Origin of the sequence: Maridesulfovibrio spiralis (SeqCode), from assembly GCF_048571135.1 — a bacterium.
Taxonomy (GTDB): Bacteria; Desulfobacterota; Desulfovibrionia; order Desulfovibrionales; family Desulfovibrionaceae; genus Maridesulfovibrio; species Maridesulfovibrio spiralis.
Genome location: NZ_CP182344.1, coordinates 1,339,637 through 1,354,574 on the forward strand (window position 1 = coordinate 1,339,637; position 14,938 = coordinate 1,354,574).

The following is a 14,938-nucleotide window of genomic DNA, read 5'->3' on the forward strand; positions in this document are numbered from 1 at the left end:
CATGTCAGATAATTTTACATTCGCCCTCTCTCAGGAAGAAAAAGACTATCTCAAAGGTCTGGTCCGCAAAAGCATCACCTGCCGCTTCAATCAGCAGGAAGAATCCGTGCCCGAACCAGTAACCGAGCATCTGCGTGAAAATTTCGGGGCTTTCGTAACCCTGAATAAGGACGGACATCTGCGCGGCTGCATCGGCAATGTCCAAGGCACAGGTCCTCTCTATAAAACCATCTGGAAAATGGCCCGCGCAGCAGCTTTCGAAGATCCGCGATTTCCACCGCTCAGCGCAGAGGAGTTCCCCGAAATCGAGATTGAAATTTCCATCCTCAGCCCCATTGATGTCTGCAAGGATGTGGAACAGATTGTGGTCGGACGGCATGGCCTGATCATGCAGCGCGGACACCAGTCCGGCCTGCTGCTGCCGCAGGTGGCCGTTGACTGGCAATGGGACAGAGAACAGTTCCTCGCCCAGACCTGCCAGAAAGCAGGAATGGAGCCCAGCGCATGGCAGGACCCGGCAACCAATATTTTCTGGTTCGAAGCTGAAGTATTTTAGTGGTTGCCTTCCCCAGACCCCATCCCCTCTCTTTCAAAGACGTTTTAATTATGCTTCGCAGATAGCCCCCCAAGACGGCTTTGAAATATGAAACGACGAAGCCCTAATAAAAAGGTTTAAGGCCCCCGGCAGGGTCGCCGAAAGTATACCTATTCATTCTTAAATAGCGCGGAAGCGCATCAAGCCCCCATTCTTGCGAGGGCACTTGAGGCATACAAATATGATAGACGCTCTTTCCCCTTGGGGACTTGAAACACTTGAGAGACATAACGATAAAAATATTCCCGGAAGCCCGGAACGTGCTGTTTCCCGTTCGGTGATTGAGGACACAGAGAATCGGCTCTGGCTGATGGAACGCATTGCCACTTCTCAAGTCGAAACACGGACCAACATTGGCGGGAACCTGATTACATTGCAGGAATCTGGCATGGAATGGCTGCTGCCTTACCAAAAGGATACCGAGGGCCGGCTGACTTCCGATGTGATGGGCTTTCCGTGGCAGCTCTCGCCTTTTTATCAGTCAGACGAACTGCCTAGACCGGAATTTGTTTACGACGCTGAACGAGGCACTGAGCTGGCAAAATTCATCTCCCAGTTGCGTGAACACACCAAAGGCAAGGAAATGAAAGGGCCTGATCAGTCTTTTGCGCTGATCGAATATGCTCGCCGGCTTGTTGATACGGTCAAGGACCGGGAGCCGGAAGTATACAAACGTCTGGAACCGATCTGCGCACGGCTGTTCCCCAAGATGGAGCGGTTCACACAACTGCCCAAGGCTTTCTGCCACGGGGATTTCCATCCTTTGAATGTGCTTTGGAAAGGCAAAACAATCGGTGCAATCATCGACTGGGAATTTTCCGGCATACGCCCTGAAATTTATGACGCTGCGAACATGATCGGCTGTGTCGCTTTTGAGAACCCCGGTGCTTTGGGCGAAGGCCTGATCCCTGCTTTCATGGACGGTCTTTACGACAACACTGATATCAGCGACGACAGCTACGAATCACTGCCGGCCTACATCCCGGCACTTCGCTTTGCATGGCTTTCCGAATGGCTACGCAAAAAGGATCATGAAATGCTTGAAATGGAGCTGGAATTCATGGAGCTTCTGCTGGCGGTTATGGGATAGAAAAACACGTGGAGCACATGAACTGTGCTCCACGTTTTAATTTAGAAACACTCAGTTTGCATTCTTTTGGCCATTCCGCCCTTAACCATTATGTTTTCGCCGTGCATGTTCTCAAATGGATACCCCGCATTAATCCAGCCCTTAAATCCGCCCTGCACGTTGGTCACGTCCTTATAACCGACATCCAGCAGCATTTTGACCACATAAGCCGCACGGGAACCTGATCTGCAATACACAATTATCTTTTGACCGGGATCAGCGACCGTTTCCGGGACAACCCATTCAGCCCTGCCGCGCGGGATGTTTACCGCCCCGGAAATATGCCCGGCAGCAAATTCATCCGGTCCACGCACATCAATGATTTCGGCATAATCTTTCCCTGCATCGAGCTGTTTTTTGAATTCCTGCACCGACATTGAAGGGACCGCCTTTTTAAGCTGTTCGGTGCGCTTCTGCAAATTGGCTTTGATAATATCTATCGGTTCTTTTGCCTGAACAATTCCAGCAAGAAAAAACACAGACAAAATGTAAAGTGGCAAACTCAACGCTATTTTCCGCATGGTCCCTCCTCTAATATTTAAGGCTGATTACAAAGTATGTTTCAGATTACACGGGGAAAACATATCACAAGCGCAACAACTCAAAAACAGCAAAAGACCCCATGAAGACAAATCATGGGGCCTTTGAAAACAAAAGGCTTAAAACCGTATATCAAAACAAATTAATGCAACCTAAAAACCTTTCTCAAGCGGCGGATTAACCAGACTTTTCCCGTCTGTCGGAGCCAACTCAACATCAGCTTCAGCAAGCCTCACAAAGCGGTCCTCAACCGAGATACGCCCATCTGCCAACCACTGGGTGGCCTGCGGCAGGATGCGGTGTTCCTGAGTAAGAATACGCTCACGAAGTTCATCCACATCTTCACCGGGATAGGCCGGGACAGCGGCCTGAATAATCACTGCGCCGTGATCCATTTTCTCGTCCACAAAATGAACCGTGCATCCGGCCAGCTGCACACCGTAAGCTGCGGCATCGCCCTGTCCGTCCACACCGGGAAAGCTGGGCAGGATCGCCGGATGGATATTTATGATCTTGCCGGGAAATGCGTTCAGGAAAACCGGAGTGATGATACGCATGAATCCGGCCATGACCACAGCCTCGACTCCCGCATCCTTGAGAATACGCACCATCTCGGCATCAAATTCCTCACGCGAGGAATAATCCTTGTGGCTCAATGAAGCAGTGGGAATGCCGTAAGCTTCGGCCCGCTTCAGGCCATAGGCGCCAGCCTTGTTGGATAGAACCATCCTGATGTCCACATCCAGAACATTATCTTCCATCTTTTCAATAATGGATTGTAAATTTGATCCACCGCCAGAAATAAGAACTGCTATTGGAAGACTCAAGATCCCTCCGGGGCCAAAGAACTTTTTAATAAGGCTTCGCCGCTTCGCCTGATAGGTCGCCTATCAACAGATTTAGCAACATAGCCCAAAGCGAGACACAGATATTAACAACAACTTTAATATACCTACCGGCAAAGCCCTAACAAAAAGTTTTGGGATTCTTAAACCCTTTTCCCAAAAGGGTTTAAGGCTCCCGGCAGGGCGCCCCGCGAGGCCGCCGGAGGCAAACAAAAAGGAGGACCGCAAAGGTCCTCCTTTTCATTAATTACTCAGAAGCTTCCTGCACCAGAACGTCGACCAGTGCGGGTATGGTGTAATCTTCGGGCTGTATATCCGGCTCATAACCGAACCCTTCAAGGGTCTTGGCGGTGATGGGACCGATACAGGCGATTTTCACACTATCTTTATATTTATGAAAAACTTCCGGCTCGATGAGGTTGAAGAAGTTTTCAACGGTGCTGGAGCTGGTGAAAGTCAGGTAATCGATCTTTCCTGCTTCGAGGGCCTCGGCGATGGGGCCGGGATCATTTTCGGAAAGTCCGGTCTCGTAAACGGGCAGAATCTTCACCTCGGCTCCGGCCTTGCGCAGTTCTTCGGGCAGAACTTCGCGGGCGATTTTAGCGCGGGGAATGAGCACTTTCTTACCCTTGATGCCCTTTTCGAGCAGCCCGGCAACAACACCTTCTGCAACGTACTTTTCAGGCACGAAGTCGGGGCGGATACCTTTAGCAACCAGAGCATCGGCAGTTGCGGGTCCGATGGCGGCGATTTCAATTCCGGCAAATACACGGGCATCGAGACCTGCTTCATCAAGCTGGTTGAAGAAATGCTTCACGCCGTTTACGGAAGTGAAAATCAGCCAATCCCAGCTGGAAAGAGCTTTAATTTCAGCCTGAACATCGGAGTAGTCAGCAACAGGCTCGATGTTGATGGTCGGGAACTCGTGTACACAGGCACCGAGTTTGCCGAGAGTGGAAACAAGGCCGCTGGCCTGTTCACGGGCACGGGTAACCACAACACCTTTACCAAGCAGAGGACGTTTCTCAAACCATGCCAGTTTGTCATGCAGGGAGCAGACACCGCCGACCACGATGATGGAAGGAGCCTTGAACTTGCGCTCTTTTGCTTCTTCGGCAACGTTTTCAAGGGTGGAAACAAAAGACTGCTGGTTACAACGTGTTCCCCAGCGAACCAGTGCTACCGGGGTTTCGGGATCGCGACCGTTTTTGATCAGGTTATCCGCGATCATGGGCAGGTTTTTCACGCCCATGTAGAAAACCAGTGTGCTGGTGGACTTGGCGTATACTTCCCAGTTGTGGCCGGATTTTTCCTTGGTAGGATCTTCGTGTCCGGTGATGAAGCATACGGAAGTAGTGAAATCACGGTGGGTTACCGGGATACCGGCGTAAGCGGGAGCAGCAACACCGGCAGTGATACCGGGAATGACTTCAAAGTCGATTCCGGCTTCGACCAGCTCTTCAGCTTCCTCACCGCCGCGACCGAAGACATAAGGATCGCCGCCCTTAAGACGCGCGATGACTTTTCCTTCGTTCGCTTTCTCAACGATAAGTTCGTTGATCTTGTCCTGCGGCAGGGTGTGGTCGCCGCCTTTTTTACCTACATACAAAATCTCGCAATCGGCTTTGCAGTAGTTCAGAAATTCAATGTTTGCCAGATAGTCGTAGATGAGAACATCTGCGGTTTCCAGCACCTCTTTAGCCTTAACAGTCAGCAGACCGGGATCACCGGGACCCGCACCAATAAGATATACTAAACCCATAAAATATGCCTCCGGCGGCCCTCCGGGGGCCAGAGAACCCTTTTGGAAAAGGGTTCTCTGGCCTCTCCTAAAACTTTCATTAAGCTTTGGCTGCGTAAGCAGAGAACCGTCTTAAAATTATATTTAACGCCGTAGAAACAAATCCACACGGCGAAGCCTTACCAAAACGTTTTGGGATTCTTAAACCCTTTTGGAAAAGGGTTTAAGGCCCCCGGCTGGGCGCCCCGCGAGGCTGCCGGAGGCATAACTTTATTCCATTACGCTCACGAGACGATCTTTCAGCTCGGTAAGCTTTGCTTTTTTATCGTTGATCTCTTCCAGCTTGGCTTTTTCCTTTTCAACAACAGCTGCGGGAGCATTGCTGACAAAACCTTTGTTGGAGAGTTTCTTTTCTATCACAACGAGATCTTTGTCCAGTTTGGCAAATTCCTTGTCCAGACGGGCAAGCTCGGACTCGAAGTCAACTGCGCCTGCCAGCGGTACGAAGAGTTCGTTACCCTGTACAACTGCGGTACCGGATGCGCTTGGTCCTTCTGCGTCAGGACCGGCAGTTACGCTGTCCAGACGAGCGAGGGCTTTGATCAGCTCAACATTGGAGTTGACCAGCTCTGCGGTTTCGTCGTTGGCAGTGCGAACGATAAGCTCAAGCTTCTTGGAGGGAGCGATGAGCAGTTCGGTGCGGATGTTACGTACTGCGGAAACGAGTCCCTGAAAAAGTTCCATCTGCTCCACAGCTTGTGCGTTGCGGCAGTTGTCACGCTTTTCGGGGAAAGCAACGGTTGCGATGTCGTCGTTCTCAATACCGGGCAGTACGGACCATACTTCCTGAGTTACGAAAGGCATTACCGGATGCAGCAGAACCATGGTCTCGGAGAGAACGGTCCACAGAACCTTGAGGGTTGCGCCTTTGCGGGACTCATCATCACTGTAGAGGTCCGGCTTGATCATTTCAAGATACCAGTCGCAGAACTCGTTCCAGATAAACCTGTACATGGTCTGGGCAACTTCGTTGAAGCGATAGGATTCAACAGCTTCACGCATAGTGTCCTTTACTTCTTCGAGGCGGTGCAGAATCCACTGGTTGGCGAGTCCGGTTGCATCGTCGAGGGATGCTTCGGGCTTATTGCCGTCAAGGTTCATGAGTGCGAAACGAGCGGAGTTCCAGATTTTGTTAACAAAATGGCGGTAACCTTCGATGCGCTGCTCTGAGAGCTTGATATCGCGGCCCATGGCGGCAAATGAAGTCAGGGTAAAACGCAGTGCGTCAGTACCGTACTTGTCGGACATTTCCAGCGGATCAATAACGTTACCGGTGGATTTGGACATCTTCTTGCCGTGTTCATCACGCACGAGAGCATGAATATAAACATGGTGGAAAGGAATCTGATCCTGAAAGTGGATACCCATCATCATCATGCGTGCTACCCAGAAGAAAAGGATATCGAATCCGGTAATCAGCACGGATGTGGGGTAGTACTTGGCCAGTTCCGGGGTCTCTTCAGGCCAGCCCAGTGTGGAGAAAGGCCAGAGAGCGGAAGAGAACCATGTATCAAGTACGTCTTCTTCCTGCACGAGCTTGGAAGAGGAGCACTTGGTACACTTGGTGGGATCTTCATTGGAAACAATAAGTTCACCGCACTCTTCACAAGTCCATGCCGGGATGCGGTGTCCCCACCAGATCTGACGGGAGATACACCAGTCACGGATGTTGTCCAGCCATTCGTAGTAGACCTTTTCCCAGTTGGCGGGGAAGATCTTGGTCTCGGAAGGAACAGCAGCGCGGGCTTTTTCTGCCAGCGGCTTCATGGCAACAAACCACTGTTCGGAAACATGGGGTTCGATGACGGACTTACAGCGGTAACATTCACCAACGGAATGTTCATGATCGTCGATGGAAAGGAGATAACCTTCCGCTTTGAGATCCTCGACGATAACTTTACGCAGATCATCCTTGTACATGCCCTGATATTTTTCAGGACCGTTTTCATTGATATTCCCGTCTTCATCGAACACGGGAAGCACTTCAAGATCATGCTTGCGGCCAAGTTCCCAGTCATTCATATCATGGGCCGGGGTAACTTTCAAAGCACCTGTTCCGAATTCCATATCTACGTAGGAATCACCGATGATGGGCAGTTCGCGTCCCACGAGAGGCAGGACAGCGGTCTTGCCGATGAGGTGCTTGTAGCGGTCATCTTCGGGGTTAACGCAGATAGCGGTATCGCCGAGCATGGTTTCGGGACGGGTGGTGGCGATGATCAGTTCGCCGGAGCCGTCGGAAAGTTTGTATTTGATGTTGTAGAAATGGCCCGGTTTAGGGGAATGTTCTACTTCATCGTCAGCAAGCGCGGTGTGGCAGCGGTTACACCAGTTGATGATGTAGTTGCCTTTGTAGATCAGACCTTCTTCGTAAAGCTTTACGAAAACCTTGCGCACAGCCTTGGCTCGCTGCTCGTCAAAGGTGAAGCATTCGCGGTCCCAGTCAACGGATGCACCCATGCGGCGGATCTGCTTGAGGATGTGACCACCCTTCTCTTCCTTCCATTCCCAGACACGCTCAATGAATTTCTCGCGGCCGAGGTCGTCACGGGTTTTACCTTCGGTCTTGAGCTGACGCTCAACAACGTTCTGGGTAGCGATACCTGCGTGGTCGGTTCCCGGAACCCAAAGAACGTTCTTACCCTGCTGACGCTGGTAGCGGCAGAGGATGTCCTGCAGGGTGATGTTCAGGGCGTGGCCCATGTGCAGCACACCGGTGACGTTCGGCGGCGGAATCACGATGGAGTAAGGATCGCCGTCTGCTTCGGGATCGGGTGTGAAGGTTTTGTTTTCTTCCCAGTGGTCAAGCCACTTTTTTTCTACATCCCAAGGTTCATAGCCTTTGGGGAGGTTTGATTCCGCCATTTCATGACTCCTGTTCAAATATAAATTCTTAAGCAAAAAAATACGTAGCGGGTCACCGTAACCCGGCTTCCCGATGCGTACATATCTGCTAAGTTGGTTTCATAATAATATTTTTAAAAAAGATGTGCTTTGCCTGCCCTCTTTTTCCGTGTATTTACGGGGCAGGGGTAAAAACAAAACACTCGCCTCATCAACTTGCGCTACACACACTTATAAAGAGACACGAACATGTCAAGTATCTATATATTATGGGATGACTCCCACATCTGGGGGCTGCTGGTAAAAAGAGCCCTTGAATCATGGAATATCGACCATGAATTGGTGCGTGGGCATCAAATAGCGCAAGGACTTCTTTCAGGCAAGCCCCCGGCAGCACTTATCGTCCCCGGCGGCTGGGCCAAAGGAAAAGCCATGCACCTCGGCGGTCCTGGTATTCTTGAAATTCAGAAATTTGTAGGTGAAGGCGGAAATTACCTCGGCTTCTGCGGCGGGGCGGGACTCGGCCTTTCCGGGGCCGGAGGCCTGAATTTAAGCTGCTGGCAACGTAAGGGTTTTGAAAACAGGCTTCATCATTTTTTAAGCGGTCACATAAACGTGCAACTGGACCAGAATAACCCACTGGTTCCGGAAGCATTGGGAGAAAGTGCTCTGCTTCCGGTCTGGTGGCCGGGTCAATTTTCACCGAACAAACAAGATTCCACTACAGCTCTGGGACGCTACCGCGAACCGGGCAATGATTTCTGGGTTGCCGACCTGTGCTTAAGTTCACTCCCGGAGGGAACCCTCAATGACTGGCACAACATGTACGGCATTTCCCTGCTGCCGGAATTCCTGCATGACCGTCCGGCGGTTATTTCCGGGCAGAGCGGAAAAGGAAACTTCATCTTAAGTTATCCACATCTTGAAACCCCGGCCTCGGCTGATGCCAACCTCTGGCTCTCGCATATTCTGGACTGCATGCTCGGGCAGGAAACACAGCAGCGTCCGACTCTCCCGGCATGGGAACTGGCCGACAGCCCGATTAAATGGGAAGACCCGGACCTGATTTCCGTACGCGAATCTCTGGAAAAAATCATTGCCACCGGACAGGGCCATTTCCTGCTCTTCTGGCGGAATCCGTGGCTGCTGGGCTGGAGAAGAGGTATTCCCGGTGCGGCACTGAACAGCCTTTACGCACTCATCTGCAAAGTGACTTCCCATGAACCGGACGATGCTTCCATTGAAAAGTGGAATTCATGCAAGGCTGAATTCATGAAATATATGAACATCTTCGACGAAGGAGTTACCGGATATCTGCTTGCAGAACGCTTTGCCATGACTATGCGGACTCTGGAACCACACTCAATATTTCCCAAGGCCCTGCGCGAACAACGCAACGGTCTTTTCGGGCCACCGCCCGGCGCGGGAGGGATTTACGCAAAGCTGCTTTACACCCTCGAAGATTTAGTCTGGGTGATGCATAAAGAGAAATAGCAGAAATGCCGAGAAGATAGACACCGGCAATGTTTGTATCTTCGCAAAAACTAATATAGTATTGCAGCAAGAATTAGTTTCCAGTTAAGTAATTACTGCAACGGCATAACCGACGGATTGTATGATTGATGACAGATAAAGCGACATCTGCACGGGGAGCAGATCTTCGCAACAAACGAAATGAAGTTGTTGCTGAAGGCTGTGATGCCGTGCTGAAATTCCAGCTGACTCCGGACAAGATGGCCGCATTTATCTCCGCCTACACTCCGGCTGAAGGATCCGGGACTCCTCTTTCCCTTGATCTGATGAAATCCGAATTGAAACGGGCCGGAATCAGCGGCAAACTTGACCATGACGGGGCTATGTTTGCCCTAAAACGAGCCGGGGAAGGCAAAAGCATCATTAATGTCGCGCTGGTGAGGGCAGTCTATCCGCAGAATGCCATTGATGGCCAAATCATTACCGATGCCGACCTGAACTTTCCTGTTCTTCCGGGGATGGATTTCGGAACCCTCAACGAAGCGATACCCGCTTCCTCAGGAAAAAACCTGAACGGAGTGGTTATCGAAGCTCAGGATACCCACGCCCCCACTCCGCTGGACCTAGCCCCGGATTGCAACTGCACTCTGAATGCAAATAATGGCAGACTCATATCCAACACATATGGATTGGTAAAAATCCAAGATCATGAAATTCTGATAGAACCGCTGATCAGCATTTCGGAAGACGCAATGAAAGTCGTTGCCCAGATCTACCCGCATGACTGCTTCATGATGCGTTACGATCTGAGTGCCTTGGAACCGGCACTGCAGGAGATGAACATTGCCCGCCCGTTGCAGCATGTTGCGGGACAAACTGCAATTAAGAACGCCCGTGAAACAAAATCCGTTCAAGAAGCAGTTATCGTGACCGGAACGGAACCGGTTCCCGGACGTGACGGCTATTTTGAATATGCCCGCGAAGACACGGCATCAAGCTCTATAGGTACTACTGGAGAAGACGGTCGTGTTGATTTCAAGAACCGCGGCGTCCACCCCATGGTCAGCCCCGGTGACATCATTGGGAAAATCCATCCTCCTGTTGAAGGCAAAGCCGGTGAAGATGTCTTCGGCAGACTTACTCCCCCACCCGGCGGGCATCCCCTTGAGATAAAAACAGGCTCCCATGTTGCCCCTATGCCAGACGGCATCACCTATAAAGCCACCGCCTCCGGAATTGTAAATTTTCAGGATAACGTCCTTGCCATTAAAGATGTGTTGGAAACAAAAGGTGATGTGGACTACACCACCGGCAACATCAAAATGGAAAAAGGCTCGGTCCATGTAAACGGCTCCATCAGGGAAGGATTTTCAGTTGAAGCTCCGGCGCATATTGTCGTCAAGGATTCCATCGAAGGAGCACACGTAACCGCCGGGGGCGACATTGAAGTCAAGGGTGGACTGGTCATGTCCAACAAAGGATTGACCAAGGCTGGTGGATGCATAACAGCTCAGTTCGCTTCCAATTCGCGCATTGAATGCGATGACGAAGTCATAATCACCCATGAAATAAGCAATTGTCTCATCCGCAGCAGAGGACCGATAACCGCCTTTGGTGGCAAAGGAATTATTCAAGGCGGAGCAGTTGCCTCGGAAGTTGGCATTGAAGCCAATGAAATTGGCTCGGAAATAGGAGTCAAAACCATCATAGCCATTACTGCTAAACAAAAAATCAACCACGAACTGATTAAAGAAAGGGATGCGCTGCGGGAAAGATTATTGAAAATAAACAACGCCGTCGGTCAGGGAGATAACGAATCAATCATGCAATCTACCCCTGCAGCAAAAAAGGAACAGATGAAAGATATTCTGTTGCTGCGAGGGCGCATCAAATTAAAACTCAAAGAGATACGCATTCAGCTTTCAAAAGATCTTAACGAATACTACAAATCTCTGGAGTTACTTTCCATCAGGGTACACCGTAAAATCCATCCCGGTGTAGAAATCAGAATCGGCGGCAAGGCCGTGCAGATCAGCAAGACGACTCCACGCATGAAATTTCGTTTCGATGCAGAAGAACGGACCATCATTGCCACCAAGTTTTAATCACCCCTTGGTAGAAACAAGCCGCCCGCTTCCATCCGAAGGCTCATCAAAATCGAAATCAAAACTGTCCTCGAAAGTGTCAACCAGTTCCCGTTTCACTTCCAGTTCCAACTCCGTACGTGGGGAAGGTTCGGGAAGCCACGGTCCGGGCAGGGAAGTTTCCGGGATCAGATAGGAACTGACCTTGTTTTCAATGACCTCATCGTTGACTACCTGCCAGCGGGCAAACAATCCGTCTTCCTCATCTTCAAGCAACTCACGGACCTTATTCGGATCGGACAGTAAAGCATCGTAAAAAGCATCGGAATCAAACCAGAGCAGCTTTTCTTCCTCCGCTTCCTTGAGTCCCATCCATTCCAGATCAACTTCATTATCAGTAACCGGATCGCGCCAGAGGTCGGTAAAACCTTCACGGAAAAGGTCCTCGGCGGGCAGTATGGCCTTGCGCAAATCATTGTAGCCGTCTGTGACCAGACCGACATTCTTTTCCATCTCCGTAACCGCGTCGACGACCCGCAGCGGCAGACTTTCTCCGAAGTTTCCTTCAAGCTCCACTGTCACCCGGCCCCGGTCCAAGGCAAATTCACCGGGGGCACGCACTTCTCGGTAGCCCTCAACGGTCATTACCGCATCCGCTCCGGGATGGGCAGTTGCGTTCAGCCCCAAAGCTTCCAACCCGCTCCCCGGATCCAAGACCAGCCGTTCACCTATCTTGGGATTAACCGCAGTGATGCTCACCGCCTTGCCGTCAATCAGGTAATAATCGTCTCCGGTATAGACCGGGGAAACCAGCTTTCCATCAACGACCTCGGCGTCAATTTTGGATGAAGTTGAAGCCGCACTGTCGGCGATGCGGGTCAACACCGTATTCCAGTCGTCGCCATCTTCCACGTAAAAATCAATAGTCCCGGACTCGGTCCCTATGCTGTAGCCGATAGAATGATCCCCGGTTGCCAGCGTGGTTGTCGCGTTAGCATCAAATGCTTTCCCCAGAAACTGTGACGGGCCTCCGGCAGAAGCACTGTTCAGGTCATAGCGAGCTTCATCCGCCGGACCGACCGGCTTTTGGGTGGCGTAAAGCTTAAGATTGGAAATGAGATGTCCGCTGGTATCACTGAAGGACAAAAGGTTTGCTGAATCAAGGGCCTGCGTGCTGTCGCCGCGATTTTCCTCGGTAACCACATAGGCGGTGTTTACTGAGAATGCCAGAGCCGATCCGGTTCCCAACAGATCATCAGGATTTGTACCGATGGCATTCTGTTTAAAAATACGGGCCTGTACATGCAAAGAGCTTTCGTTAACCGCATCGCGCACCGCTTCCAACACTTCATCATTGGTCATGCCCGAACTGACATCCACTTCCAGGGAATCAGACGAAGACCCAAGTGACATATCAAATTTATAAATGCCGGCATCAAGTGAGGTTAAAGCTTCTCCACTGAAACCACGCGAGTAATAGCGGTAGTAACGCTGAACATCATCCTTATGAACGAGCGAAGCTGAAATATTCTTATCAAGAAGAGGATCATTGACTACCAGCCGGGAACTGGAAAGTCCGAAGCCCTGATCGGGCCAGCGGAAGGAAGCGAGGGTTTCACTCAGTGATTTGACTTTGGATTGCACCTCCATGGCAACGGAGGGAGCGGTAAGTTCGTATTTATTTTTCCGTGCGGCACGACTGAACCGGTCTGCCCAGTATGATCCCGGGAAGACTCTTTGCAGGGAATCAGACTTCTCTGTCGATTCCGCTATTCTCAGATTGGTTCCGTCCAGTGTCAAATCCGCCACAGCCCGATTCTCCATATTCGACACCGGCCATAAATAACCCCTGAGCAGGAGCCGTTGCCGGAGCCGCAGTTCTGTCTTTCATCTGTAATAATGATCGGACAGTTTCGGGTTCTGCTTTACCCCGCCCAATACTCACCAGACAGCCGACCATATTGCGGACCATCTGTTTCAGGAACCCTGAGCCGCAGACTTCGAGCACCATTTCCTGCTCGGTCTGGCCGGGGTAACGTTTGAACTCATAGATTGTACGCACGGTGGTTTTAATCTCAGTGCCCGTATTCTGAAACGAAGAAAAATCGTGCTCGCCCAGAAAGAGCTGCATACCCTTATCAAGGGCCTCAAGATCAAGAGGACCGCATTTCCAGACAAAGTGCCTGCGCCAAGGCAGGAAGAAGCTGTTCTCAACCCACAGATTGTAAATATATGTCTTGCGAGACCTGGTGTAGCGGGAATGGAAATCGGAATGAACAAGTTCGGCATCCAGAACGGTCACATCATCAGGCGTGAGTGAATTGAGCGCTCTTTGCCATCTGACGGGAACAAAACGGCTGTCCACATCAAAATGAGCGACCTGCCCCAAGGCATGCACCCCACTGTCAGTGCGCCCGGCCCCATGAACCCGCACCGGACTCCCGGTTACACGCATGATAGCCTTCTCCAGCTCGCCCTGCACAGTGCGCAACTTAGGCTGCAACTGCCAGCCGCAAAAGCCGGTCCCGTCGTATGCTATGGTAAGTTTAATTCTTTGCAATTTACAAAAACTATTCGTCCAGAGGAGTCTGCAGCTTGGTCAGTTCTTCGGAAAGCTTGGCTGCCTTCTTGGGTGTCACGAATCCGAGGATAGCCCCGGCGCTGCGGCCGCGCATGCCTGACAAAATCTTGACGGCAAGATCGGTATCAAGGGATTCGATAACCTGAGCGGCCTGTTTTGCCTTCATGGCAGTGTAGACGCCTACAAGATGCTTGATCTTCTTATCTTTGAGTACGTCAGCATCAGCGATCATTTTCTTGAGCCGCTTTTCGAGATCGTTCAGCTCTGCAAGTTTTTTATCAAGATTCTGCTCAAGGGTACGCAGGGAGCGTTCTTTGCGGGCCAGCTCATCTTCCTTGGCTTTGAGCGCTTTCCAATCTGCTTCAGGCATGTTGGATGGCTTGGATGCTTTGGGGGCAGGCTGGGCTTTATCCTTGGCTTCCGCTTCTGCAGCGATAGCCTGCGGGGGAGTTACTGCACTACGCACAACGTTACCGCTTTCGACCACGGCCTCAACAACCTGCTTAACTTCCTTATGATGGTCAGTAAGGTCAAAACCGATTGAACCGATCAGGGAAAGCTTGAAAAGTGCCAGAAAAATCAGGCAGACAAGTATCTTAGAAATTTTCAGGTTTGAAACGAATTGTTGCCATTTCGTCGAACTCTTTCTGTTCTTTGAGACTTTCTTCTTCATGATATTTCTTCGCCTGATTCTCTTTTAGCTTTTCGAGCAGTTTACGGTCTTTTGACTTTTTTACAGCTTCTGCACGACATTTTTGCAAGTTCAAGGCCAATTGCTTCAAGCGATTCTGGGCAGCATGCAAATCCTCTTTAAGAGCTGCATCATATTGCTGCCAAAGCCACATATCATTGGCGGAGAGGTTGTCGTATCTCTTTTTCCGGTGGGCGACCATCAATTCTTCTACGGCCCAGAGTTTTTTCTTCTGCTCCTGATGCAGACGCATGGCTTCCGCAAGAGCAAGCCTAGCCTGCTCTTCCGCCTGTTCTCTGAACTCCAGAACCTTTTCAAGCTTAAATACAAAAGGCTTGGCCATATTCTAAATTGA

At 50.8% G+C, this 14,938-nt stretch carries 12 protein-coding genes; 4 read left to right on the plus strand and 8 right to left on the minus strand.

What is annotated here, in order from left to right:
* The first annotated feature begins 1 nt into the window (after window position 1).
* Together amrA and ACNI29_RS06020 are read left to right on the plus strand one after the other, a co-directional pair.
* On the plus strand, window positions 2-556 hold the full coding sequence (amrA, locus tag ACNI29_RS06015) for an AmmeMemoRadiSam system protein A (protein WP_419781297.1): 555 nt from the start codon (window positions 2-4) through the stop codon (window positions 554-556).
* A 220-nt stretch (window positions 557-776) separates the two neighbouring features.
* On the plus strand, window positions 777-1,685 hold the full coding sequence (locus ACNI29_RS06020) for a phosphotransferase (RefSeq protein ID WP_419781298.1): 909 nt from the start codon (window positions 777-779) through the stop codon (window positions 1,683-1,685).
* Between the two features lie 41 nt (window positions 1,686-1,726).
* On the opposite strand, the gene ACNI29_RS06025 is transcribed toward ACNI29_RS06020, so the two are convergent.
* From ACNI29_RS06025 to ACNI29_RS06040, 4 genes are all read right to left on the minus strand, one after another.
* Complete coding sequence (locus ACNI29_RS06025) at window positions 1,727-2,245, minus strand: rhodanese-like domain-containing protein (protein WP_419781299.1); 519 nt, start codon at window positions 2,243-2,245, stop codon at window positions 1,727-1,729.
* Window positions 2,246-2,416: 171 nt separating this feature from the next.
* Entirely contained in the window at window positions 2,417-3,091 is a 675-nt protein-coding gene (purN, locus tag ACNI29_RS06030; RefSeq protein WP_419781300.1) for a phosphoribosylglycinamide formyltransferase, read from the minus strand.
* A 265-nt stretch (window positions 3,092-3,356) separates the two neighbouring features.
* The gene (cobA, locus tag ACNI29_RS06035) at window positions 3,357-4,871 is read right to left on the minus strand and encodes a uroporphyrinogen-III C-methyltransferase (protein ID WP_419781301.1); all 1,515 of its coding nucleotides are present in this window, start codon (window positions 4,869-4,871) and stop codon (window positions 3,357-3,359) included.
* 249 nt (window positions 4,872-5,120) lie between these two features.
* Entirely contained in the window at window positions 5,121-7,775 is a 2,655-nt protein-coding gene (locus ACNI29_RS06040; protein WP_419781302.1) for a valine--tRNA ligase, read from the minus strand.
* Window positions 7,776-8,003: 228 nt separating this feature from the next.
* Here ACNI29_RS06040 and ACNI29_RS06045 point away from each other — a divergent pair, with 228 nt between their 5' ends.
* Together ACNI29_RS06045 and ACNI29_RS06050 are read left to right on the plus strand one after the other, a co-directional pair.
* A complete protein-coding gene (locus ACNI29_RS06045; protein ID WP_419781303.1) occupies window positions 8,004-9,248 on the plus strand; it encodes a BPL-N domain-containing protein in 1,245 nt (414 codons plus the stop codon).
* 128 nt (window positions 9,249-9,376) lie between these two features.
* Window positions 9,377-11,332 (plus strand): flagellar assembly protein A, encoded by a 1,956-nt coding sequence (locus ACNI29_RS06050; RefSeq protein ID WP_419781304.1) that lies wholly within the window; start codon window positions 9,377-9,379, stop codon window positions 11,330-11,332.
* On the opposite strand, the gene ACNI29_RS06055 is transcribed toward ACNI29_RS06050, so the two are convergent.
* Genes ACNI29_RS06055 through fliJ form a run of 4 tightly spaced genes read right to left on the minus strand, consistent with a single transcriptional unit; the run spans window position 11,333 to window position 14,926 of the window.
* The gene (locus ACNI29_RS06055; protein WP_419781305.1) at window positions 11,333-13,120 is read right to left on the minus strand and encodes a hypothetical protein; all 1,788 of its coding nucleotides are present in this window, start codon (window positions 13,118-13,120) and stop codon (window positions 11,333-11,335) included. It abuts the gene before it with no gap.
* Window positions 13,059-13,871: a tRNA pseudouridine(38-40) synthase TruA gene (gene truA / locus ACNI29_RS06060; protein WP_419781306.1), complete on the minus strand. Its 813-nt coding sequence runs from the start codon at window positions 13,869-13,871 to the stop codon at window positions 13,059-13,061. Before truA ends, ACNI29_RS06055 begins: the two co-directional genes overlap by 62 nt.
* Window positions 13,872-13,881: 10 nt before the next feature.
* Window positions 13,882-14,565 carry a MotE family protein gene (locus tag ACNI29_RS06065; RefSeq protein WP_419781307.1) on the minus strand — a complete coding sequence of 228 codons (684 nt, stop codon included), beginning with the start codon at window positions 14,563-14,565 and terminating at the stop codon, window positions 13,882-13,884.
* Window positions 14,489-14,926: a flagellar export protein FliJ gene (fliJ, locus tag ACNI29_RS06070; RefSeq protein ID WP_419781308.1), complete on the minus strand. Its 438-nt coding sequence runs from the start codon at window positions 14,924-14,926 to the stop codon at window positions 14,489-14,491. The genes ACNI29_RS06065 and fliJ overlap by 77 nt, the downstream gene beginning before the upstream one ends.
* Between the last annotated feature and the right edge of the window lie 12 nt (window positions 14,927-14,938).